Annotated in this window: 17 protein-coding genes and 1 pseudogene; 5 read left to right on the top strand and 13 right to left on the bottom strand. The window is 35.2% G+C overall.

Going from position 1 to position 24,729, the window contains the following annotated elements; all coding sequences use genetic code 11:
• Window positions 1-290: 290 nt before the first annotated feature.
• The gene (locus EV214_RS14800; protein ID WP_132247127.1) at window positions 291-848 is read right to left on the bottom strand and encodes a TetR/AcrR family transcriptional regulator; all 558 of its coding nucleotides are present in this window, start codon (window positions 846-848) and stop codon (window positions 291-293) included.
• A gap of 168 nt (window positions 849-1,016) precedes the next feature.
• Here EV214_RS14800 and EV214_RS14795 point away from each other — a divergent pair, with 168 nt between their 5' ends.
• Window positions 1,017-1,544 (top strand): HXXEE domain-containing protein, encoded by a 528-nt coding sequence (locus EV214_RS14795; RefSeq protein WP_132247125.1) that lies wholly within the window; start codon window positions 1,017-1,019, stop codon window positions 1,542-1,544.
• Between the two features lie 849 nt (window positions 1,545-2,393).
• Entirely contained in the window at window positions 2,394-2,936 is a 543-nt protein-coding gene (locus EV214_RS14785) for a hypothetical protein (protein ID WP_132247123.1), read from the top strand.
• A 101-nt stretch (window positions 2,937-3,037) separates the two neighbouring features.
• Here EV214_RS14785 and EV214_RS14780 read toward each other — a convergent pair whose 3' ends face one another.
• The gene (locus EV214_RS14780) at window positions 3,038-4,792 is read right to left on the bottom strand and encodes a Tn3 family transposase (protein WP_132247121.1); all 1,755 of its coding nucleotides are present in this window, start codon (window positions 4,790-4,792) and stop codon (window positions 3,038-3,040) included.
• 348 nt (window positions 4,793-5,140) lie between these two features.
• Between EV214_RS14780 and EV214_RS14775 the strand changes: the two genes are divergently transcribed.
• Entirely contained in the window at window positions 5,141-5,572 is a 432-nt protein-coding gene (locus EV214_RS14775; protein WP_132247119.1) for a hypothetical protein, read from the top strand.
• Here EV214_RS14775 and EV214_RS14770 read toward each other — a convergent pair.
• Window positions 5,505-8,468, bottom strand: a complete 2,964-nt coding sequence (locus tag EV214_RS14770; protein ID WP_132247117.1) for a Tn3 family transposase — start codon at window positions 8,466-8,468, stop codon at window positions 5,505-5,507. The genes EV214_RS14775 and EV214_RS14770 overlap by 68 nt on opposite strands.
• Before the next feature lie 327 nt (window positions 8,469-8,795).
• Here EV214_RS14770 and EV214_RS14765 point away from each other — a divergent pair, with 327 nt between their 5' ends.
• Complete coding sequence (locus tag EV214_RS14765; protein ID WP_165916398.1) at window positions 8,796-10,241, top strand: WG repeat-containing protein; 1,446 nt, start codon at window positions 8,796-8,798, stop codon at window positions 10,239-10,241.
• Window positions 10,242-10,491: 250 nt separating this feature from the next.
• Here the strand turns inward: EV214_RS14765 and EV214_RS14760 are convergent, their stop codons facing one another.
• The 4 genes and pseudogenes from EV214_RS14760 to EV214_RS14745 all read right to left on the bottom strand — a co-directional run.
• Complete coding sequence (locus tag EV214_RS14760) at window positions 10,492-10,875, bottom strand: hypothetical protein (protein WP_132247113.1); 384 nt, start codon at window positions 10,873-10,875, stop codon at window positions 10,492-10,494.
• An 80-nt stretch (window positions 10,876-10,955) separates the two neighbouring features.
• On the bottom strand, window positions 10,956-11,543 hold the full coding sequence (locus EV214_RS14755) for an N-acetylmuramoyl-L-alanine amidase (protein WP_243116683.1): 588 nt from the start codon (window positions 11,541-11,543) through the stop codon (window positions 10,956-10,958).
• Between the two features lie 160 nt (window positions 11,544-11,703).
• Window positions 11,704-11,937, bottom strand: a complete 234-nt coding sequence (locus EV214_RS19565) for a BhlA/UviB family holin-like peptide (protein WP_132247111.1) — start codon at window positions 11,935-11,937, stop codon at window positions 11,704-11,706.
• 34 nt (window positions 11,938-11,971) lie between these two features.
• Window positions 11,972-12,472, bottom strand: a pseudogene (locus EV214_RS14745) (RNA polymerase sigma factor); the annotation flags it as partial.
• A gap of 314 nt (window positions 12,473-12,786) precedes the next feature.
• Here EV214_RS14745 and EV214_RS14740 point away from each other — a divergent pair.
• Entirely contained in the window at window positions 12,787-13,620 is an 834-nt protein-coding gene (locus EV214_RS14740) for a tyrosine-type recombinase/integrase (RefSeq protein WP_132247107.1), read from the top strand.
• 211 nt (window positions 13,621-13,831) lie between these two features.
• Here the strand turns inward: EV214_RS14740 and EV214_RS19190 are convergent, their stop codons facing one another.
• From EV214_RS19190 to EV214_RS14715, 6 genes are all read right to left on the bottom strand, one after another.
• Window positions 13,832-14,050 carry a hypothetical protein gene (locus EV214_RS19190; RefSeq protein WP_330571320.1) on the bottom strand — a complete coding sequence of 73 codons (219 nt, stop codon included), beginning with the start codon at window positions 14,048-14,050 and terminating at the stop codon, window positions 13,832-13,834.
• A 411-nt stretch (window positions 14,051-14,461) separates the two neighbouring features.
• The gene (locus tag EV214_RS14730; RefSeq protein WP_132247103.1) at window positions 14,462-15,199 is read right to left on the bottom strand and encodes a thioesterase II family protein; all 738 of its coding nucleotides are present in this window, start codon (window positions 15,197-15,199) and stop codon (window positions 14,462-14,464) included.
• A gap of 124 nt (window positions 15,200-15,323) precedes the next feature.
• Window positions 15,324-16,763 carry an MATE family efflux transporter gene (locus tag EV214_RS14725; protein WP_132247101.1) on the bottom strand — a complete coding sequence of 480 codons (1,440 nt, stop codon included), beginning with the start codon at window positions 16,761-16,763 and terminating at the stop codon, window positions 15,324-15,326.
• A gap of 25 nt (window positions 16,764-16,788) precedes the next feature.
• Entirely contained in the window at window positions 16,789-19,461 is a 2,673-nt protein-coding gene (locus EV214_RS14720) for a type I polyketide synthase (protein WP_165916397.1), read from the bottom strand.
• 1 nt (window position 19,462) lies between these two features.
• On the bottom strand, window positions 19,463-19,624 hold the full coding sequence (locus EV214_RS18815; protein WP_165916396.1) for a hypothetical protein: 162 nt from the start codon (window positions 19,622-19,624) through the stop codon (window positions 19,463-19,465).
• Between the two features lie 46 nt (window positions 19,625-19,670).
• A complete protein-coding gene (locus EV214_RS14715) occupies window positions 19,671-24,704 on the bottom strand; it encodes a non-ribosomal peptide synthetase (protein ID WP_132247097.1) in 5,034 nt (1,677 codons plus the stop codon).
• Between the last annotated feature and the right edge of the window lie 25 nt (window positions 24,705-24,729).

The following is a 24,729-nucleotide window of genomic DNA, read 5'->3' as shown; positions in this document are numbered from 1 at the left end:
TACGGTACGATTTAAAGTCGGTGTATGTATGCATCATGTTGAATATGCTGAAATATCAAGAATTTCAGAAATGAAGTGGAGCAGACCAGGGGATATAAATAGTATTTGTAATAATGCGCATGTAGTTTTTATTAGGCGGATAAGATTTATAGCTAGCGAGATTAATTTGCTAATCTAGCTAGCTCATCAGTAAAAATTTAATTATGAAAGATTTTGTCAGCAGATTGAGACAGATAATTTTATCTGCCTTTTGCTATTTTTACATAAGCCTTGTTATATAAAGCAATGTCCTAAATTGATTTTGAAAAATTACTAATTGCTTTTATAATTGCTTGAGCCATTTCTTTAGGGGATTCTCTTTCTTTATTGTCTATCCATTTAGATAATACATTCCAAAGACCACCTATGTTATAAAGGCCTATATATTCTTCTTCAATATGGTTATCGTAATCGTGCCATTGAACTTCTGAAAATTTATTTATATCAGGTATAAATGAATTTATTTGTTCCATGATCAAGTAAAATAAATTATTTTGTTTAAGTAATTCTAATTCCTTAATATGTTTATTCCAAAATTCAAAATAATGAATAAGTGTGCTATTAAAAGAGAAATCAGTATTTTCTTTTATAGATTTTATATAGTCTTCGAATAAATAATAAGTATATTTAGATAGTAGATCTTCTTTAACTTTAAAATTGCGATAAAATGTTCTTCTTGATAACTGTGCTTTATCGGCTATTTCTTTAACTGTAATAATAGAGTATGGTTTTTCTTTCATTAAATCAAATAGGGCTTCAATTAACCATTTCTTAGATTGTTCAGCAATTCGATTTGTTTTTTGTTTCAAAGTATCCCTCCTAAAGTGTCACAATTTCTTTTATATGTAGCACTTATCTAAATCGTATTGATATTATTTATAAATGTATTATACTATATTTAAAGTTACATGTCACATGTGTGCATTAGATTCTCATGTGTGACTAAATACTAAAATTAATTTAAGGAGTTGATTTATATGAATAGTATGAATGTTATTGTTTGGCTATTTCCTATTATCTTTATGACCCACGACTTTGAAGAAATTATATTTATTTCAGCTTGGAGGGAAAAGTATAAGCATTACCTTGACACTTGCACAATGAAAAAGAAACCATTTGCAGATTTTAAAAGTACAGATTCTTTCTCAATTGGAGTAGCAATCCTATTTCTCATTTTTTCGTTTGCTGCCTTGTTTTCAATCATTTTTAATAGCTATTATATTTGGTATGGGCTTTTCTTTGCCACTACAGCTCACTTTATTACAGCTCATTTTAATTTGACCTTAAAATTTAAACATTATGTTCCAGGTATTATAACTGCAATTTTATTTTTACCTTTAAGTATCTATATTCTTTATACTGCAACATTAATATTAGGATTTAGCGTAACTGAAATAATCCTATCTTGTGTTGCTGGTTCGTTATTTGGATTTGTAATTTATGTTTTCCTTCACAGTGTAGAAAAAAACTTTGAAAACCAATTATGTAAATTCTCAAATAAATGAAGTATTATAATTAGTTAATCTACGAAAAGTCAATAAGATGGGCATATACAAAAAAGACAACCATAAATAGATAATAATAATAAAACAAATTTTTGATTTTGAAAAAGCAAATTCAAGTAAACATAATTCTTAAATTGTTCACAACAAGAGTAGAAATGTTCTTGTTGTATTCTTTTTAAAGGTACCATAAACGTGCGTTTTATAGACTATAGTAAATATCAGCATTCTAAGATCAAAAAGTTTGAAAAACAATCCTAAAACTCATATTAAAATCAAAGTCTATAAATATATAATGCTAAATGAGTTGTCGGACTATAAGCAAGCAATTTCAATAATTTCAATTCAACTTTGCACTTATAGCAGCTTTGCTGGTTCTACGCCAAGAAAGATTAGGGACAAGTTCTTCAACTGTTAGTCGAATTGTTAGAGGCTTAGTTGACAAAGGTGTTATTGTTAGAGCTAATGGCCATAGACAAGAAGGAGTAAAAGCTCGTACATATGCTTTATTTATTAATTCAAAACCATTGTTTAAAAACTTTCCAGTAACTCTTTTTTAGAGATACTTTGTTTTGATTTTAATAGTTAAATCTACATAGAGAGTGAAAAGAAAAAGAAAGGGCGAGAAAGGGCGTTGCCTTCGTCTACGCCTTCACCCACAAGCCTCTTTTAAAGGGGTACCGCCGAGATACCTATAAACTGTATTTGTCTCCGACGGCACTCGGCATGAGCCCAAGGGAGTAAATTTATTTTTTCAGATTACAAATTTCTACTCTTTTCACTCGTTTAATATGTTAAAATTACCAAGATATGTCAAAAAAACAAAATCAGAATACAGAAGGGTTTTTTTTTATGAAAAAATTTGCAACAATTTTAATGATTTTTTGTATGATATTTAGCATGAACTCAATGGCTTTTGCAGCAGATAATGAAGCCATTGAATTATCTAAAAGTCAAGTTGAAGAAGTGAAATTGAAACTGTCAAAAGTAACACCAGAAGAAATGGAAAGAGCTGTAAAGCAAATTGATAGAACAAAAAAAGGAATTCAAAAAATAAAAATTAATAAAGACTTTTTTTTAGAAAGTGAACTAACTGAAACTTTTGTTGGTAGTGTTAGATTATTTAAAAGTTCAAGTTTACCTGATCACAAATGGGCTACAAGACAATATGTTATGAAAAGTACTATGTGGCCAAATCCTAAAATATGGACATCAAAAATAGAAGCTTATTTTGAATACGATGAAACAACTGCAGAAGCTAAAATTGTATCAGCTAAAGCAGAAACTCATTTACCAGGTTTATCGGGTACAGAGTATAATATACAGAAAACAACCCTAACTAACAACAAAGGCTACAAAATGGGTGTAGCAGGGGTATGGCCACGATTCGTGTAAAAAACTATAGTAGGAGTAAAAATTTTACATTTACTATGGTTTTTTAACATAACTAAAGTCTCTATGGGTAAGAAAAGTACACATGAATAAACTAAGTTTTTCTAAACTTCTATATAAAATTTCAATTCTGGGATTTTTATATTCTTATCAATACTATACTTTCCAAATCTATTAATATGACTCGTCATATACGGCGCTAATGACGATATAATATCCTCATTTATATCATAACCTTCTGATGAAAGATCTTGTAGAATGGCTGACATATGATAAACATTATAAAATATAATAGTATTTGCAACTAAATGATTATACTTTATCATTTTTCTCTGGACTTCACGGTTATTTGATCCAATAACTCCATTATTACCGAAATTTATCCACTTCGTAAATCCATTAAAAGATTCATTCTTATTTGTACATCCTTGAATAATTCTTCTTAAATCAATATCTGATATATACCTTAAAAGGAATCCAGTCCTTACAGCTTTTCCGAGCTCACTAAATGCTTGATATAACTTGTTTTTCCTACTGTAACTACCAAGCTTACGGAGTATGGTAGAAGGGGTGATTCTTCCCATTTTTATTGAAAGTGCAACTCTGAGCATGTCTGGAAGATATGTTTTAATTAACTCCCAATCAATGTTTTCTGTAAAAAGGTCGTCGATGTTTTCATAAGTGTTTGTTTTATCAGGTTTATAAGACTTTAGATGTTTCCAATTACGTATACGTGGCATGAGTTCTATTCCTAGTAAAAAACATAAACCAAAGATAGTTTCATTTTGTCCCTGAGTATCTGAATGAATAATGTGAGGGTTTATATCCACATTCTCATTCATCAACAAATCTAGAATATATACGCCTTCCCACACTCCACAAGGTATAAACTTACTAAAAAGAGCTATATACAAATCAGATATATGATAATAACCAATGGCACCGTTTACTCCATATCGGATATGTCGTTCTGATAATATATTTCGTTCAAATATTTCCCATATTGTTCCGTCAGCAGCCACTCTTTCTCCTGTTCCCCAATATTTCAAAATAGAAAATTTTTTATATAGATTGATGATATGATTTGTTGTATTATCTATCTTATCGCTACTTATATGCCATTGATTTATGTATGAAACTTGCTTTCGTGTAATGGTATCTAGAGAATTTGCTGTTTGAGAAGGACCTAAGTTGCACCCATAGCAAAACACTGTTGTTAAATATCTTTCAACTGGATCATCTAACTTGGAATCGAATCCAGACAAGGGTCCGAAGAACTTTGTCCAGTTATACCATTGCTGGGAGGTATATAGAATATCGAGAATGCTAACCTGTTTCATTCTGTCTTCCAGTAAAGATTTTATTAAATTTAAATCTTTTGGTTCCTCTTTCTTTTTTAAGCGGGTTAAAATTGGTTCGCCCTTTTGTATCCTTAAATATTGGTTAGAAGGAAAAGATTTAGACGTATTATTAGCTGCTGTATTTAATAATGTTTTAACATGCTCAATGAAGTCTACGCCTGTGATTGGAATACCTACCTGCTCACCATAAGTCTTGATTTCTTGATCGTATTCTTCTAGGCTTATAAGTTGTTCCCTATAGTCTGAATATTTATCACTTCCCTTAATACAAAGATCGCCAGACTTTAAATCCTGCATCATTTCATAAAAAACACATACTTCAAAATGTCTTCTGTTTATAGATTCATTATTATTTACTTTACCAGTATGACCTGTAAGTAATTTTGTCCATTTTTCTGAAATCCAGGATAAATCTATATTTTTAAATTCTTCCTTCAGTATTTTTTCTAAACGAGCTGATTTTCTATTTTTCTTAATAATATTTATTACGTCTTCCATTGTTTTATCTTGATTTGTAGAATATAACTCTACATTATCTAAAACTTTAAAAAGAGTTACCCTACACTTTCCTTTTATGCAATCCCATGCAAATGGAAAATAGTTATCTCCCGCGTATGTATTATGAATTTCACATTTATATATAATTTCATCTGGATTTACTGTATTCTGTGCTTTTAAGGCTTCAGCTATTGCGTCAAAACGCTCTTCTTTATTTCCTTCTGTTGTATATGGGGTATCGCCACATACCCATCAAGCTAAGGTTCTAGATAACAAATTCATTGCCCCCATTCGACAAAAAATAGTATACTAATGCTACTTACGTATCTAAGGAGGCAATGACATAGAATGGCAAAAGCAAAAGTCCTAAAAAATATAAATACTATGAAAAGCAGCATGCAGCAAATGATTAAAGAAATACTTAAAATAATCTCAAAAGAAGAAATAGAAAAAATCGCAAGAGACGTTGGTTTTGTTCAAAGGCAGGGGAAAATTCAAGCATGGGAATTTCTTTATCTATGTGCATTTTCCGGACTAGATGTATCTAAAAACACACTTGTGGCAATGAGTGCTAACCTAAATTCAAAGATAGCTACTGAAGTATCTACACAGGCTATACGGGGTAGTACCAGCGAAGCTGTCACCAGGGGCAAAGTAGCTTACATAAAATGTAAAAATGGTCTCCAGATATTTCGGAGACCATTTTTATTTCTTAGCTTGCCAATATATCCAAAGGTAATCGATCATTCATATTTAAATCAAAATTACCGTATGGATTGATATGTGAATAGATCAGTGGTGTTAATGCTCTAAAATCTTCTTTTTCCATGATATTATACCACTTCTTTTGTGATAATACTTGTTGGAGCATCAATGTGTTTATATATACTAAGCAGTTTTGAAGTAGATGTAAACAAAGTACAGATACTTCTTGGTCCTCAATGCGATTTGTTGATATTTCTCCACCCTTACCATAGAAAATGAATGAATTCGCACTATTCCAGTTTTCAACTGTATTGAGCCCTTCATGAATTTCTCTTCTTAGATCTTCAGAATGTAGATATTCACATAGAAAGATTGTTTTCACTGCTTTTCCTAATTCAGCCAAAGCTTGGTATGTAGGATGCTTTAAGTTATTCCTTGTAAATCTTTTCATAATAGCTTCCGTTTCAGCAGTACCTAAACGCAGCGCTGTAGCATATTTGATCATCTGATCATATTGCTGCCGAATTAAATCCCATTTGATGGGTTTTGTTAGCACAGGTTGTAAATTTTGATAGGCTTCTGGCATGCCTGTGTCGGGTCTGTATAGTTTCTTTGAATGGAGAGATTTGAATCTAGGCATAAGTTGAAATCCTAGGAGATTACAGAATGCAAATGCTACTTCACTTTGTCCATGAGTATCTACATAGTTTTTTTCTACTTCCATATCAGTACAATGTTTTAATAACCCATCTAACATAGACGCTACTTCAGAAGATGAACATGCTTTTAATTGTGAATAGATGCATGTAGAATTTTTTTCAACGTGCCAGTAGATCATTACACCACGGCCGCGATAACGAATATGCCACTCTGTCATTAGATTTTGATCCCAAGCACCAAATTTTTTTGAATCTGAAGCACATGTTGTTGTACCATTACCCCATATCTCCTGCATACGACACTTAAGTATGGCATTAACTACTGAAGCTGTAGCATTTCTTAAATTATCTTTATTGATAAATTTACGCCTAATGTATAAAAGATCCTGATAATTTTCTCCATGATTCCCTGTTGAGATACGTTTCAAGCCTGTATTGGTTCCTAACCCATAAAGAGATAGAATCAGTCGTTTTTGGATAATTGATCGATCTAATTGTTCTCTGGAAGCCATTGTTTTGAAATGATCTGTAAAAGACAATCTTAAATCAGTTTCTTTTAATACATCCAGTAGATTTGTCATGGGCCATATGCGAGAAACTTCTGATTTTAATCGAAAAAGATTTTGAGGTTCTGGCTGCGCATCTAATGGAGAAACTGTTATTCGCCCCCCTGCTCTATCAGAAATTTTAACCTTTGGGTTCTTAGGTAATCCATTGTTTAACTTACTAAGGGCTTCGTGCATGGATTTTTTTAAGCTTGATATAAATGATTCTGCATCTAATGGCTGTTTCAATGCTTTATAATTTTCTTCTCTACGCGCTTCAAAGTCAGTTGGAAGATCTTCGTCAGGATTTCTATATTTATTAGCTCCCTTAACCCATATTTCTTTGCATCTTAATTTATCCCGCAGAGCTTGCAATGTAACAATTTCATAGTTTATTCGATTAATCCGTTCTTCACCATTATCATCTTTTTCGATTACAGCTTCTCTCAGTACAGGACGTATAACACCATCAATAGGCATGTATTCAGAACTAGGAAAGTAATGTATGTTTGTAAAAGAATATGTTTGTATAATTTCTAGAGCTTGTATAACAGGTTTATGCACATCATTGTTGGAACAAAATTCTAAGGTGTTCAGTAATCCAGGTACCATTCTTCTATAATGATTTCCGTAACTTCCGCGCATTACAGTATATACTTTTTTTCGATAGGCTACCCCGGTGTTTTTAAATTCTTTAATCAACGCTTTTAAAGTTTGTTCACTAACAACAGGGAATAGCACATCCTTGACAATTCCATCTGGATTATTCAGCACAGCTTCAGCCATATTAAATAATATTCCGTTTTTTCCATTAATTTTTTTAAAGTCATTTAATAATTCTTTGTCTACTTTTCGTTCAGCCCTTACACTTATCCGATGAATGATTTGTGTTAATAATTCAATGAGATTATCTGTAATTTCTTGACCTCTCAAATAAAAGAATGCAGCAAGAAGGGTATAGCGTATAGATTCAGGATGCCTTCTTAATTCTCGAATATCTTCTGTAACGGCTCTGTGCTTATATTTTTTGATAATCTTTTGTGGAATACCCCTAAATAAATCTGGTGGTAGATTGAGTTGTTGTATTGTCTTTAGCTTAGTAATTTCTTTAAAGACACTCTCAAGGCCAATGCGTCCTGGGTCTGCTCTTAATTGACTAAAAGAAAGCGTATCATCTTTTGAATTATCAAAATTAGATTCTTCATACTTAGTCAGATCATTTATTAGTAAGTCAATTTGAGATAATGATTGCTGGGGTATCTTTTGGAAGGATTCCTGAAAGAATTGATTTTCATAGGCATGAATTGCAGATCTAACCAAACGATCAAAACGGTCAGTTGTAGGAGGTTCGATCTGGAGTTCCCGAAAACGATTGTATGCTTCTACTTTTACGTGTTCGTACTCAGTATCATAATAGAGAACGTGCTGCTGAAGCCAAGAAGTAACAGCTTCCATATTTTCAACTGTAGATTCCTTAAATCCAAAGTATTCTCTTATTTGAGCACGATGATATTTAATTGAACGACCATTCCAGTTATAGCCATCAAAGAGTTTACTATCAAGGTTAAACTGCTTAGATATATAATGTATTACATCCTTGGGTATTTCATATTTATGGTTTGGAAATCTGGCTTTATATTGAAAAAATTTAAATAAAATTGCAAAACCTAATCGAGTCGATCCTGTCTTATTGCTTAGTAAAGCATGTTCATTGGGTAAAAAAGTAAAGTACTCGATTAACTCATCCACTTCCCAGTTACGTTTCACAAAGCATCTCCCCTTAGCCTATTATAGTTTGGTATTTATAATGTTTTCGGCTTTTTCCGACAGGATGAATATACCTTTTAAATTTGAAAATATGTTAATAACTGGAATGGGTTTGTGATATAATTAGATATTGATTATTCGCTAAACTAATGGGTAATGGATAAAACAGCATAGAAGAACTCACAGAATATGTTTTATTCACTCATGGGAATTGCATTGAGTAAGGTCATAACCAAGACGAAGATAATTTAGGTAGCAATGGAGATGTTGGGAATACTCCACAGCTACCTACAGAAAATCCATACAAAATTAAGGACGGTGAAACTTGTGAATTATGGGAAAAAATATTATATAATAATAGGGTTTATTACGACTATATTGATAATTTTAACCATATATAAAAGTACATTCAATAAATATAAATATGAAGATGCTAAGACTTTTTTGCATGGACTTGCAGCCGTTAAAATAGATGGTAAATATGGATTAATAAATAAAAATGGTAAAGTAGTTTTAGATCCTCAATTTGATGAAGTAATTTTTTTCTCAGGAGAATACTTACAAGTAAAATCAAAAGGTAAATATGGACTTATAGATAGAAAAGGTAAACTAATAGTAGAACCCATGTATGATGAAATAGCAAGTTTTTTTAAAACGGATATTGCAAGAGTAAAATTAAATGGAAAATACGGATATATAGATAAGAAAGGAAAATTAATTATACCCTTAATATATAGTACTGCGGACATGTTTTTTAGTGAAGAATTTGGCAAAATAAAAATGAATGGTAAATGGGGTTTTATTAATAAAACAGGAAAAATAATTGTAGAGCCCAAATATGATAACACTTATGGATTTCATGAAGGGCTTGCTTCTGTAAAAATCAATGGTAAATGGGGTGTTATCGATAAAAAAGATAAATTGATTATAGTGCCTAAATACGATGAAATCATTGATTTTCACGAAGAATTTGCTTCTGTAAAAATCAATGGTAAATGGGGATGCATCGATAAAAAAGGAAACATGATTATAAAACCAAAGTTTGATTCTGATTTTGTTTTTTCAGAAGGGCTTGCCAAAGTAAGGATAAAGGATAAATTGGGGCATAAAGAAGGATATATAGATAATACAGGAAAAATCGTGATAGAACCAAAGTTTATTAAAGGTCATAATTTCCAAGATGGAATTGCACAAGTATATTATAACTATAAATGGGGGTGTAAGTGGGGATATATAGATAAAAAAGGTAAGATCATAATTGAACCCAAATATGACCAAATAAATAATTTTGATGAGACCTCGGCAAAGGTAATGATTGATTCCAAATACGGCTATATAGATAAAAAAGGAAAAATAGTCATAGCGCCTAAATATGATGAGATTTTATTTTGGAATGATATTGGAAGAATCAAATTAGACAATAAATATGGATTGATAAATAAATATGGAAAAATTATTCTAGAACCACAGTTTGATGAATTCAAAGGTCATATTTCAGAAGAATATATCAGCGTAAAATTAAATGGCAAATATGGATATATAGATACACACGGTAAGCTTATAATAAAACCTAAGTATGATAAAATAGGAGTATTTTCAGAAGGATTCGCAAATGTAAAAATTGATAATAAATGGGGATTTATTGATAAAAAAGGCAAATTAATTATAGAAGCAAAATTTGATGAAGTAAAATTTTGTTCAGAAGGTCTAATTCCTGTAAAAATCAATGGTAAATGGGGATATATAAATAAAGCGGGAAAAAAAATTTTATAACTCTAGTGGATTTACTAATAAAATAGGGGTAATACTCAGAACTTTAATATAAAGTTCAAACAATCTCAATGTAAAGTAACAAGTCAATAATATGGGGAAAAATCCCCTATTTTATAATACAATAAGGTGCAAATATATTGTTTGATTTTCATTCCCTCCTTAGACTGGGGGGATGTTAATATGAGAATAACAAATAGTGCTCACCATTAGGTAAACACTATTTGTTTTACACTAACATAATTGTTTTATATTAATGTTGGTTTATTTGTCCAGTTGGAAGTTTTCTAGGGACCCATCCATTATAACCGTTACCAGAAACAGATTCCCATTCAATAGTAATTGTAATTGATTCACAAATACCATCTTGTATATAGTCTTTATACGTTTCAAATTGTCTTTCGTAGGCTCTACACATTCCTGCTAAATTACTTATTTTATTGCTATGATATGTAGAAAATGCACCCAAAGCAGTTCCAATAATTGGATTAACAAATCCTACGAGTAAACTAACACCTCCAATTATTGTCATTCCTTTTGAAATTGAATCTGATTGGTCTTGAGCTCTTTTAAGCTCTTTTAGAAAAGCGTGAATTTCTTGACGTCCTACAGTATCTATAGTTGTTTTCCTTGGCATAAAATTATCCCCCTTTTATTTTTAAAATAATTTTTAATACTTTGATTTTGATAAATTAAACTATCTTACATTTCATTCAACTACATCAGTTTATCAACTGACATGTTAAATGATTTTGCGATAGACCATAGCGTATCTCTTTCCTTCACAGTATAAGTATCAAAGTTACGATCGCTACCTAAGTTACTTAGTACTGTATTTTTAACCTCCACTAACGGAAAGTTTTGTCCAGGACACGTTGTTGATCTTAATTCCCTATGGCCTTTTATAGTGTTTATACCGTATTTGTTACATAGGTACTGGCATAGTTGTATAAGAGCTTCTAATTGGATCTTATTTACTTTTTCTACTTCAAAGTTACCTTGTAGGCATATACCTAAAGAACTTTGATTGTAGCCTTTACAATGAGCTCCTATGGTGTTTTCAGGCCTGCCCCTGTAGATTTGTCCATCCTTTGTTATTAAAAAGTGATAACCAAATCCACGGAATCCTTCTTCTTTATGCCACCTATGTACATCATCTACAGTCGCACTACTATGTGCTGCATGATGAATAATGATCATAGAAGTCTTATTCATTTTTTTAAGATCATTTAAGCAACGGAAATCAGAATTGATTTCGTTGGCGCCATCCTTTTTAAATGTTAAGTTTGTTTCTATAATCTTCATCCTGCTCACACACCTTAAAAATATATCTTGAGAATTTTTAACCGGTTATTTACTTCTCACTATATATAAGCGAATTTAGTACCCAAAATGTAAACCTGTAATTTGAATTTTTTTCAAGAAAGTTTTTTGAAATTTCCTAAAACAATGGAATTTCAAGTGTTCAAGCTTCTTTTTTGAACACATAATTTTTTATTTCTTCTACATCTTCTTTTACATCTTCAATAATATTTAAATTTTCTGTTAAATTAGATATAATGGTTTGATACTTTACTTCTCGTTCTTCTTGGCGCAGATCTCTTTTCTCTTGGTTCTTGAGAATATAAAATATTAGTGCTACTGTTAGTACTGTCCATATACCTTGACTGGAGGCAAGTTCTATTATCTTTTCTTCCAACTATTTCACCTCCATCTTTTATTAATATCTTTTTCAAATTATCTAAAGCTCTATTTTTAATTCTATTAATAGCTTGTCTAGATACGCCTAATTGCTTTGCTATTTCAGCGTCTGAAAATCCATATATGAACTTTCTAAGAATAACTTGCCGTTGAAGTGGAATTAAAGCGTTTAGTAACATAGATATAAAAACTGTACTTTCTATATCTGGTGTGTTTTCATCACTTAATATGTCATAATTCATTTCAATCCAAGGCGTATGTCTTAATTCATATTTTCTAAATAAATCTAATGATCTATTTCTTAAATACTTATGTATAAAACTAGCAATTTGTTTATCATCAGCATCGTAAAAATTTTCAATATTTATGTTCTTTATCAATTCTAAGAAAAGTATAATCATATCTGTTTCTGCTTCTTCATAATGAAGCCCTTTGCTAAGTTTTTTTATGGTTGGATGAAAATGAGAAAATATATTAGCAGTAGATTCCTTATTTTCTTTTTGAGCCGCTTCGATTAAGGCATATAGTTCCATAATAATCCCCCTTTTGTGAAAAATCTGTCAAGCTACAATAAACTTAAGCGAATTTAAGGGTGAATTTGTAAACGGGTATTTTTTGACTTGTTTTGTAAAAATTTGCTAATTCAGAATATATCTACACGGTAGCTGAAATTTATTTATGAATTAAATATGTTTTTGTCAAAAAACGAACAAACATCATTATACTCCACATAAGATAACTTATGTTTAACTAAAGGGTGGATTATGCTATAATTTAGGTATTAAGTTCTACATAATTTAATCGAAATGGGCGTTTTTATGTTAAACATAATTTATGGGAGGTATTTATGTTAAATTCATTTGAAGAATATTTAAGGAAAGATGGTAGAAGTGAAAACACCATTAAAAGTTATCTAAGGCATATGAATCTTTATTTAAATTGGTTTATGGAATCCTTCGAAGTGAGATTTCAGCAATTATACAGGGAAAATGTTTTAGATTATAAGAGTTATTTGAAAAATATAAAGACAGATTCTGCTAGAACTATTAATGCTAAACTAGCAGCGCTTATTAAATTTAATGAATTCTTGGTAGATGCAAATATTCAAGACAATATTGTTGTCTTAAAGAAAGATCACATAAAGATCCAATCCACCGGAGCTAGTCCTACGGATATTAGTAAAAAGGATGTAGAAAATTTTAGGCAAACTATATTAGAGAAAGGATATAAAAGAGATTATGCCATCGTTACGCTACTAACTTACTCAGGACTTAGAATATCTGAAGCTTTGAACTTAAAAATAGAAGATGTAAATTTGACAGCAAGAGAAATGATTATTAGAAGTGGGAAAGGAGATAAAGAAAGGCTTGTATATATTGGTGAAAAAATAGTAAATGCTTTAAAGTCATATCTTAGTGAGAGAGTAGAGCATGGAAACTATTTATTCAATAGTAGGCAAAGCGAAAGATTAAATCGAAGTAGGATCAATCAAGTATTTAATAAATTCAGCAATAAAATAACTCCCCATAAGCTAAGACACTTTTGGTGTACTCATGCCTTGGAGAGTGGATATTCAGTCCATGAGGTAGCTAATCAAGCAGGTCATAGCAATATTCATACAACTTTGCTTTATACGAATCCTTCTAAGGAAAAAATGAAGGAGAAGGCTAATTTGTTATAAATTTAGATTTTTACATTTTATGTAAGCTACTTTGCCCCTGGTGACAGCTTCGCTGGTACTACCCCTATCCGAAATAACCTCTTATCCTCTGTACCCGATACATTAATATATAAGTCACTATATGAAATACGTTTGGCGGTTCGTAGGTTTATCAACATGATAAACCTGACTACTGTATTTACCATACAAAGGTTATTCTTCAGAATGTAAATTACTTAGTACAATTCATATATTTCATCTCTTTAAGTATCTCAAGCAGGAACTCCCATACCCTCTCGGCTGAAGAAATGCTTAAATGTTCATCTGGAGTATGTACATCGAACAGATTCGGGGCAAGAGAAATAGCATCCAGTTCCTTTATTTTACTCATAAAAACGCCGCATTCCAGTCCGGCATGCATCGCTAATATTTCAGCTTCCTTACCATACATCCTTTTATATACTTCAAAACAAACAGACCTCAGTTTTGAATGCGGATTATAGGTCCACTCAGGATAGTCTGAATCGACTTCTACGCTTCCGCCAAGTTTCCCGGCAATTGTCCTGACCTGGTTGAAAATGTTGAGCTTCAGACTAATAACAGAACTTCTTATTTCATTATAGAAAAATATCTCATCCTCATTTCCTGACCCCCTTGGAATAGCGGAAATTTCTTCAAAGTACTAAAAAATCTCTTTGTGTTTTACTCCATTCCAAATACTCATTTTTTTCTCTCCCTTCTATTTTTATAATACTGCTGCATAGGATGATGTGAAAGACCTTTTGCATAATTTACAAATAGAAAATCATCTTAAGCAGTTTTATGAATAGATACCCACACCACCTCTTTACAGCATAAAAATTTAAAAAGTGTTTCCTATAGTATGATTTATTATTTCTACAACTTCTTTTGCGGTTTCTTTTATAAAGAAATGTCCCCCTTCAAACGTATAAAATAAACATTTCTTATTTGTATAATCCTTCCATTCCTCAGGATTGAACTTCATTGCAGCATCATCCTGGAGTCCGTTTAAAATTGTAATATCACATCCAAACTTACTATCCTTCGGCTTATAATTATAGGTACTAAGCAATTTATAATCCTCTTTTAGTATAGGTAGTAAAAAGTCCAATAATTCTTTTTCTTGCACATCTTGTTGTGTAAATCCCCCATACTTGAAAATTTCTTTCATAAATTCGTCATCATGCAGCAGATGCAGCTTTTCATTATCTATAATATGCGGAGGGTATCTACCAGAAAAAAATATGTGCTGGGGCTCTTCATATCCAAATGCCTTTAATGCATGAACAAGTTCATAGACGATAAGACTTCCCATGCTGTGTCCGAAAAAAGCATATTGTGAGCCGTCCAGACTATCGACTATTTGACTTAACAAGTCCTCAACCGCAGCAGCCATATCTTTATAAAAAGGTTCCGAAAAGCGGCTCCCCCTGGCGGCCATTTCCACAGGACAAATTTGTATGGAACTATGCATATACTTCTTCCATTGCCAGTAAATCGTAGCTGATCCACCTGCATACGGCAGGCAAAATAATTTAATTTTATTTATTCCTCCCTGCTTTGCTTGAAAAGTATACATTCCTTACATCGACCTCTCTTCTTTGGATTTGTATAAACCGCACTAAATAATGAATATCCTATTGTATATCGCGATTGTGTCTGGTTATATACTTTTCCGTTCTTTAACCCATCTTCCCTTTTTTTCATGATACTTGAGGTTTGCTGTTTGTTGTTTTCTGTTTCTGTAAAGTATACTTTGATCCAAAAGCATCTGCCAACATTCTTCCATAGACCTTGTTAAACCGAATATAGAGTACTAAACATGTACTTGCCAAACCAAGTAGCTGCCCGATCCATACGCCCAGCCCTTCAAGATGGAAAATAAATGCTAACACATATCCTCCGCCAATACCGACAACCCAGTACAAAACCAAGCAAATCCACATAGGAACAAATGTATCCTTCATACCTCGTAAGCTGCCGTTAATAATACTCACAAGATAATCCACCAATTGTATAACCGCACCGATATATATGTAAATTTTTGACAGACGCAACACTTCTCCATAAGAAGCTTCACTTTGGCTTATAAACAAATTGACAATCTGTACGGAAAACGTAGCAAAAACAATTCCCAAAATGATGCCCATCACTGATCCTAAAAGTAAGTTTGCCTTGAGGGTGGCGCGCACGCTTTTATATCGCTTCATTCCAACCTTTTGGCTCACCCGGATCGCCGAGGTAATGCCAAAAGCCATTGGAAACCTACAAAGTATAGTCGTTGAAACAATTATGATTTGATGCGCTGCTAAGGTAGTCGTACCAAATCTCCCCATCATCAGGGCTGCTGCAAACATCATACCGGTTTCAAGCAGATTTATAAACCCTGCTGGCAATCCTATCTTGATAATCTCTCTGGCAGCATCCTTTGAAAAAAAAGTTTTAGCTGAAAATTTAATATACTCCCTTAAATCTTTATGCCATAAAACATATAGGTAAAAACCGATACAAATCATCCATTGTACCAAAGCAGTACTAAGACCAATGCCCACGATCCCCATTTTTGGCAAGCCCAATCTTCCGTATACGAAAATATTATTGGCAATTGCCACAAGAGGAATGGAAATGAACGAAAAAACCATGGCAATCCTCGGATGCTCCAAGGAAGATGAAAATTCCAGCAAAGCAAAGAAAGCCATTAGTGCCGGCAATCCCCAAATAACGGTATGCATGTATTCTATCGTTTTCCCAACAACTCTGGGTTCTTGCCCAAAAGAAACCAAAAAAGTGGGCGCAAACCATAAAATTATAATTGTCAGCACACAAAATACAGCCGTAATACACACACTGCTGTAAAAAACAATCCCTGCTTTCAAACTGTTTTTCTCTCCATAAGCCCGTGCAACCAGTACCCCCACTGAACTTAGAATACCTAACCCCACCGTAGCGAAAAAGCTATACAGGGAATGCGCAAGAGAACTTGCGGCTAAAGACTCGGGACCTAAAGAGCCCATAAACAACGCATCTACCAGCGACATGCCTTTTTGCGATAGTAACGCTGCTAGCAACGGACCAAAGAGCATCAATGTTTTTTTAAACTCAATAAAATAAATTTTTTGTTTATAATTCAGTTTTATTATCATTGTTACACGATCCTCTCATTCTAAATTATATCCAGTAAGACTGCCGTTGCCATGCATAATTGGGTAATTTCACAAAGGTACCTTTCTGAAAAATATTTTCCCATTTTAGCGGATATCCCCTAACATATAGCTCTGCAATCCCCTCCTTTATACTATCCTCCAAGGATCTGCTCTTTTTCAGCGAACTAATTACTGCTGGGCTTAGACATACGTCCTCCAAATGCATCTGGTCCCACGTATCGGAAATATAAAAGCTCAGCAAAGACCCATCGCCAATCTCAATAAATTTATCACTGCCCGCTTCAATCCGTTCTCTAATTCTTCCTGCAAAATCAATCCTCCCTGTAATCTGCTGCTCCCAATACCCAGGTGAATATTCCCGGTAGACTCCCGAAGAATCAATAGCAGTTGAATAGAGCGGGATTTTTGCTTCACCCATTTCCACACGAAGGACTTCGGCAAAAGATTTTTGATTGCTCGCCATAAGAGGGCAATACATCCCCCATTTTCCGGGTAATTCTCTGAAGAAATAGCCTTTCCTTTCCATTTGTTCTGCAACCTTTTCCATCTGTGCCACTTCACCGGAGAGGGTCAATACCGTCGGTGAATTTGCTGCTGCAATATAGACATTGCTATGATACGCATCAATAAATTCCTTTATTTCTTCCACTGAGGCCATAACATTAAACATCTTCCCCGATGTCAAAACAGCATCCATACGCTTTGCCCGATCGTAAACCAACTGCACAGCAGTATCAAGCGCCAACATCCCGGATAAATATGCCGCCGCTATCTCCCCCTGTCCGTAACCTAATAGTCCGCCAGGAGACACGCCATTTTTCTGCCACAACTTGTACAAGGATACTTGAAAAGCAAAATATAAAACATCGGAAAGTATAGCATTTGAATAGATCCTTTCCAAAGTATTCGCTGCTACGACAGCCAGGATGGAAACTCCTGTAATTCCATTATATACCATATCCATTTGCTGCAAAACCTCTACAAACAAAGGAATTTTAAATAACTGCAGCAAATCGCTGTTGAGCCACTTTTCATGGCTGTCCGAAAATACAAATACAACCTTCGCCGACTTTCCGTTAACGCTTTCGCCATAAAAAACATCTGTATTATTCTGCTTTTGAGAAATACATTCGCTTAATTTATTCATTAAATCTTTTTTATCCCTGCAAAGAATCGCAAGACGATGCCTCAAATGATCCTTCCGTTCACTCGCTGAGTAGCACAAATCATAGAAGTCAATCTCCGGATTCTTTTCAATAAAAGAAAGATAATTTTCAACATTTTCCGCTAGGGCATCTAAGTTATGTCCTGAAACAGGAAAGATACTGCCCTGAAGCTGTTGTGTATCTATACGCTTTTTACTGTTGACAGTCCGTGTTGTTGCAAAATTCTCCACACTTTCCAAAACCATGTGCAGATTGGCACCACCAAGACCAAACGAGCTGATGCCCGCAATGAGCTTTTTGTTCTCAGGCCACGCTTTCAATTCGGTTTGTACCCGTATCGGCATGTTTTCTACATCGATATTTCTGCTGAACTGCTTAAAGTGCAAACTTGGAGGAATTTGTTTCTCCTTGATGATTAAACAGGTTTTAATAAATGCAGCAATACCTGAAGCACTTTCCAAATGGCCTATATTCGTTTTTACCGTGCCGACCATACAGTAATCTCCGCTTTTACGACCTTCAGATACTACGCCATTGATTCCATTCAACTCAATCTTATCACCCACCGGTGTTCCTGTTCCATGTGTTTCAATATAGTGGACTTCACTTGGCAATACACCGGCATTTCTGTAGGCAGTCTTCAAGAGTTCCCGTTGCGCATCGGCATTCGGATAAGTAAATCCTCTGCCATTTCGTCCACCGTGGTTGAAAGATGCACCGGAAATAACAGTCCAGATGTCATTGCCATCCTCTATCGCTTTTTCAAGAGATTTCAGTATAACTACACCTATTCCTTCACCACGGACATATCCGTCTGCATTTTCATCAAAAGCTTTGCACAAGCCATCTGGAGCAATCAGACGGGCCTTTTGAAAAAGATCTGTAAAATCAGAGGAAAGCAATAAGTTGGCACCACCCGCCACCGTAACAGAGCATTCACCGCTGCAAATCCGTGTGTATGCCTCATTGATCGCAATCATTGATGTAGAGCATGCAGAATCAACCGCAAAACTTGGTCCTCGGAAATCAAAAATATAGGAAATACGATTTGCCGCAGCAAATGGTTGTGCACCCGACACTGAGTAAATATCTGCCATATTTCCGGAAAATTGATGCTCGAAATAGTGAGAAAACGAAATCCCTGTTCCGATAAAAACACCCGTATCGCTTCCTGCAAGTTCTTTTACTGCTATTCCCGCATCCTCAAAGGCCTCCCAAAGTACCTCCAAGAGTAACCTATGCTGCGGATCCATTCGTGCCGCCTCTCGGGGCGTGATGCCGAAAAAAAGCGGGTCAAACATATCAATATTATCTAAATAACCGCACTTGTACCTTCTATCGGAATCTTTTGAATGCCGAAAATCCAACTGCGTCCGCGATGCCGGTAATTCGCCTATCGTACATTTCCCCTTCGCTAATAGATCCCAGAATTCCCGCCAGTTCTTTGCACTGGGAAAGCGGCAGCCGATTCCGACAACCGCCACTTTATTTTTTAGTATATTATCCATCATATCAACCCTCATTTTTATACATTATTAGTATAATGTTTATTTTCCAAGTGTTTAATATTCCCATCACCCATTTAAACGGCAGATGAGGACAAATGTTTAAAACAGGCGCCCCATCTGCCATATCAAAGGATATCCTAAATAGTTCATGCCGCTTAACAAGCATATTGAAGACCTTCTAGCGCTGTTTTATTTAACGTATAGCTTCTTTTCTAGCTGAACGATACGTTTTCTTTTTCAGCCGGCACTATATCTTTTTGCGTGTGGCCAGATAAACTTTCAATATAACGAGCCAGTCCACGAATACTTGGGTTGTTGAATATCTCCTCTAGCGGAATATTGATGTTGCATTCCTTCCGCAATCGCATCATCATCATTATTGCGTTAATGGAATGACCGCCAATTTCAAAAAAGTTTTCCTGTACCCCGATCTTCTTATGCCCCAATAAATCCCGCCATGTCCCTGCAAGTTTTTGCTCTGTCTCACTTTCTGGAGCTGTATATGCTTCCAAAGGAACGACCGTATCGGAAATCTTGTCTGAAGGCTCCGGAAGCTTCTCAATATCAATTTTACCGTTGATCGTTTTTGGCATCGTTTCTATAAAAACAAAGTGGGCGGGAATCATATACTCAGGAAGCTCACTGGATAGATATGTCCGCAATTCGTTTACCGGTATCTCCCCCTCTGCGGATAAATACGCACACAGGTATTTCATACCGTTTGTATCTTCCAGCACCTTTACCGCCGCCTCTTTCACTGCACTATGCTGTAAAATCCTGACCTCGATCTCCCCAGGTTCAACCCGGAAGCCTCTTATCTTAACCTGGCGATCCTTCCTGCCCAAGTATGCTATTGTACCGTCCGGCATCCACTTCCCAATATCACCGGTTTTATACATCCTTTCTCCACAAAGAAAAGGATTGGATACAAATTTTTCTGCCGTAAGCTCCGGATTATTAATATAACCCCTAGCCAAACCTATTCCCGATAGGCAAATTTCACCCGCAATATTGATAGAAACAAGGTTTTGTGACTTATCCAGAATATACACGCCCATATTGGCAGCAGGCGTTCCGATTGGAACCTTACACTGCACTTTATTTCTGTCCAACTTATAGGCGGTTGCATACACCGTTGATTCTGTTGGACCGTATTGATTCACCAAAAGCGTTTTATTTGTAAGCTTATGGAATTTATCAACTGTTGTAGCACTTAATGCCGCTCCGCCCACGATGGTATATTTTAGGTCCTTCAAAGCATGAAGGTCCTGTTCTTCTATTACATCTAAAAATGCATTAAGCATAGAAGTGGGCAAGAAAATGTAAGTTACATTATATTTTTCGATAGCTTCCAAGATTCGCAGGGGATCTTTCTCTGCCCCCGGTTCCAATATTGCAAGCCGCGCACCCTCAAAAAACCAGCTATATATCTCCAGTGCCGTACCATCGAAGCAATAAGCTCCCTTTAAAAGAATGGTATCATTTTCGTAAGTGGGACATTGTGCATGTGAATATTCTATAATATTATATAACGATCTATGCTCAACCATGACCCCCTTTGGCTTTCCTGTCGAACCGGAGGTATAAATAACATAGGCTAAATCATGTCCGTCAATCTCCACTACTAGGTCATTATCGTCATACTGCAAAGTTTCTGTGCTGTCTAAAACAATCGTCCTGACCGGTTTTGCAGCATTTATACCTGCCAAATCTTCAAATTTCTTCTGCACAAGCAACACTTCTACACCGCAATCTTTAAGCATGTACTCTATTCGATCCGCAGGATAACCAGGATCAATCGGCAAATAGGCACTGCCTGCCTTCAATATGCCTATAAGACCTAACATCATTTCAAAAGAATGTTCCATTATAATGCCTACGACACTTTCTCGTTTTACACTGTGGTCTAAAAGCATTCGTGCTATTTGATTCGTTTTTTTGTTAAATTCTCGATAGGTAATCACGCGATCATTCGAAATAAGCGCCGTATTATCCGGTGTTTTCTCCGCCTGTTCATATAACTGCGTCACAATATTTCTTCCTGTACTTTTCTCTTCCCCTTTTGAACGGAGATACGGCATGATCGCCGGGTTAAAGTTTTCTAAAATCTTCTGTTTTTCCTGTTTGGTTATTATTTCTAATTCTTTTATTTGTTTTTGAGGATTTTCCACTCCGTCCTCCATATAAATAATGAAGGAGTCCAACATGCGGTTTATAGTCTCAGTCGTAAATAACTCTGCACTATATTGACAATCAAGAACCAATCGATTCTGTGTCTCTATAAAATTGAAAAATAGGTCTTTATCAACATAGTTGACTACAGATGACATGTAAATAGAAGTTTTTGCATCCGATAAATCAGGAATATGCCCCATTTTGTCATAGTTAAACAAAATAGGCGTAATAGGAAATTTATTGACATTTAATAATTCTGGCCAAAGACTCTTTATACTTTTACACAGCTCAGGAAAAGAAAAATTCTGGTATTCAAAAGCTTCCATAAGGTCTGCCGCAGTTTTCTTTAAATGCGCCTCAAAAGAACTCTCAGCATCAACCCCGGCGCTAACGGGAAGAATCGATGTATAGTGACCCATAAGCCTCTCCGATTCGTCAGTATATCTGCCTGAGGTAGGCATTGCCACGATAATTTCATCACTTTTGGAAATCCGCTGCATAAAAGAAGTAAACAGAGAAAACAAAACCATATAAAGCGAAACATTGTTTTTCAATGCCAATGCAATCAATTTCCGATAGAGTGATTCCTCCAAAATAATTTGCTTATCCGCACCGCGCTGAACCCTGTTTTTGGGTCTTTGATAATCATACGGAAGGCTACAAACAGGACCTGGCGTTGAAAACCTGTTGATCCAATAGCTCAAATTGGTCTTTCTTTTTTCTTCCTCTTGTTCATCAAAGGCTAAAGCATTGACACTCTCAAATAACTGAGGGGTTCTGATTTCACAACCCGCCGAATATATCTCCGCTATTTCCTCCAAAATGATTCCTAAGGAAATTCCATCCACAAAAATATGATGCGCTTTTAATACCAGAAGATGCTTCTGTGGGGAAAGCTTTAAAATAACCGCCGCAAAAGCAGGTTTTACAGAAAGATCAAAAGCTTGTTTATTATACGCCAATATCCACTGATCCACTGCTTCTTTTTGCCTTGCTGCCTCGTAGGAAGTAAAATCCACCACCGGAAGCTCACTTTTAAAAGTCGTATGTATCTTTTGAACAATCCTTTTCACATCAATCGTACTTCTTAATACCTCGTAGCGGTCAGTTACCTTTTGTAGCGCATTCTTCATCACTGTATAGTTGAGATCACCATCTATCTGTAAATTGAAAATAACATTATACGCACTGGCACCTTCTCCGTTCATACCGATTTGCGAAATCGCCCATAACTGCTTCTGTTCTTCGGTTAGGAATTTAATTTCTTCCATGGGGCTGTAGACAAGATTCCTTGGAACCGGTGTATCCTCAGGTAAAAAGCCTCCTCTGCGCAAATCCTCGGCACTTTCCTTGGCTGCCTGAATAATATAATCAACATCTTCCTCTGTATGAGCCGTTGTAAGGAAACAAAGACGCCATTCCCAGATATATACGCCTCTTTCGATCATATGATAATAGAAAAGATCCAAATTTCCAATCATCTCAAAACGGAAAACCGATGCAAAATTAGCAATTCGAATGGGAATCTTGTTTTCTTCAAAGTATGTATTTAACGTTTTGGCCATGCGATCCGTCTTTTTATTCAAATTCTCCTGCAATTGAGGCCCCTGCGCCTTCATATACTTCAATGCTGCATTGGCAACAGGAATCACCATTGGATGCTGGCAAAAAGTTCCTCCAAAAAATGTCCGTTCCGCCTGTGGGAACGACTGGTCTCCATATTGCCAAAACCCACCGTCAATTCCATCCAAATATTTTGCTTTTCCGGCAATTACGCCAATGGGTAGTCCACCCCCGATTGCCTTGCCGTATGTAGTAATATCTGCTTGAATGCCAAACAAGCCTTGTGCGCCTCTAGGATGGCAACGGAATCCTGTTATCATTTCATCGAAAATCAGCGGAATATCTAGCTTCAAGGTTATTTCCCGCAGCTTATGCAAAAATTCAACGGGCTGTAGCAATGGGTTTCTGCTCTGGACTGGTTCTACTATGACACCTGCCAATTCGTGGCGATGCTCCATAATCTTATCTAGTGACTCTAGCTCTCCATATTCAAGAATCAACACTTCTGGAAGAACACTTTGGGGAATACCGGGCGTCACAGAAATAAGTGTCCCGTCGTCCATCTCAAATTGCCCTTCTGCTAACGTATAATCGGAATGTCCGTGATATGAATGCCGGAACATGGCTATTCGAGATTTGCCTGTAGCAGCCCTTACTAGACGCAGCGCTGCCATATTTGCTTCCGTTCCGGTATTCGCAAATGCCACACGCTCAAATCCGGTAAAGTCGCAAATCATTTGTGCAGTTTCGCCTATCATGGAAGATCGGGGACCCATCTGTGCACCATTGTCTACATAATCTTTGAGAGCATCCATTATAAAATCTGGTCGATACCCAAACATATGTACACCAAAGCCCATAGTAATATCAATATATTCATTGCCGTCGATATCCCATAGTCTGTCACCTTCGGTTTTAGCCCCGATAATTGGATACAGCATTTCCTTGACGGACATTCTAAATCCCACAGTAGCCTTACTGTCTGCCAAAACAGGTCTATATTTTTGTGTAAGGCTCTTGGATTTTAACGTTTTACGGTTATAACGCCTGATTAAAGCTTCCGAGTGCTGCTGCTGCTCCAAGGAATAATCTCTCATGGTCACTTCCGGCTTAGCCGTTTGCCAGGATGCTTTCTCCTCTTTCTTCACAGGCGCCTCTTTTACCTCACGGTGCACCTGTTTTTTCTGCTCTTTTGATATTTCTTTCACAACAGGCTTTTCTTGCATGGGTACCGTATGCGTTTCACTTTCGCAGTGTACTTTCTGTGCAGAATGTTTGACAATGTGTTTCGCCAGAGCACTTAGATTGTTATATTCTTCATACAATGTCCGTATGGTAATTTTAACACCATACACTTTCTCAATTTCACGGATAGCCCTAATCAAAATCATGGAATCTGCTCCCATTTCTAAAAACGGAACATGGATATTGATTTGCTCTCTGCTAAGTCTTGTATATTTACCGATTAACCCACAAAGTTCTTCTAAAATAATATTTGCAGTTTTCATAACTCTTTACACAACACACTCCGGT

The organism is Marinisporobacter balticus, from assembly GCF_004345705.1.
GTDB classification, from domain to species: Bacteria; Bacillota; Clostridia; order Peptostreptococcales; family Thermotaleaceae; genus Marinisporobacter; species Marinisporobacter balticus.
Note: the sequence above shows the minus strand (reverse complement) of the source record. Positions and strands in the feature narration are given on the sequence as shown.

What these genes read in the sequence shown, in the direction of transcription:
- EV214_RS18815 (WP_165916396.1), bottom strand. Translation starts at nt 19,624, where the DNA reads ATGCTTGTTAAGCGGCATGAACTATTTAGGATATCCTTTGATATGGCA.
- EV214_RS14775 (WP_132247119.1), top strand. Translation starts at nt 5,141, where the DNA reads ATGGCAAAAGCAAAAGTCCTAAAAAATATAAATACTATGAAAAGCAGC.
- EV214_RS14730 (WP_132247103.1), bottom strand. Translation starts at nt 15,199, where the DNA reads ATGTATACTTTTCAAGCAAAGCAGGGAGGAATAAATAAAATTAAATTA.
- EV214_RS14795 (WP_132247125.1), top strand. Translation starts at nt 1,017, where the DNA reads ATGAATAGTATGAATGTTATTGTTTGGCTATTTCCTATTATCTTTATG.
- EV214_RS14755 (WP_243116683.1), bottom strand. Translation starts at nt 11,543, where the DNA reads ATGAAGATTATAGAAACAAACTTAACATTTAAAAAGGATGGCGCCAAC.
- EV214_RS14780 (WP_132247121.1), bottom strand. Translation starts at nt 4,792, where the DNA reads ATGGAAGACGTAATAAATATTATTAAGAAAAATAGAAAATCAGCTCGT.
- EV214_RS19190 (WP_330571320.1), bottom strand. Translation starts at nt 14,050, where the DNA reads ATGTATGGTAAGGAAGCTGAAATATTAGCGATGCATGCCGGACTGGAA.
- EV214_RS14740 (WP_132247107.1), top strand. Translation starts at nt 12,787, where the DNA reads ATGTTAAATTCATTTGAAGAATATTTAAGGAAAGATGGTAGAAGTGAA.
- EV214_RS14720 (WP_165916397.1), bottom strand. Translation starts at nt 19,461, where the DNA reads ATGATGGATAATATACTAAAAAATAAAGTGGCGGTTGTCGGAATCGGC.
- EV214_RS14760 (WP_132247113.1), bottom strand. Translation starts at nt 10,875, where the DNA reads ATGCCAAGGAAAACAACTATAGATACTGTAGGACGTCAAGAAATTCAC.
- EV214_RS14785 (WP_132247123.1), top strand. Translation starts at nt 2,394, where the DNA reads ATGAAAAAATTTGCAACAATTTTAATGATTTTTTGTATGATATTTAGC.
- EV214_RS14725 (WP_132247101.1), bottom strand. Translation starts at nt 16,763, where the DNA reads ATGATAATAAAACTGAATTATAAACAAAAAATTTATTTTATTGAGTTT.
- EV214_RS14715 (WP_132247097.1), bottom strand. Translation starts at nt 24,704, where the DNA reads ATGAAAACTGCAAATATTATTTTAGAAGAACTTTGTGGGTTAATCGGT.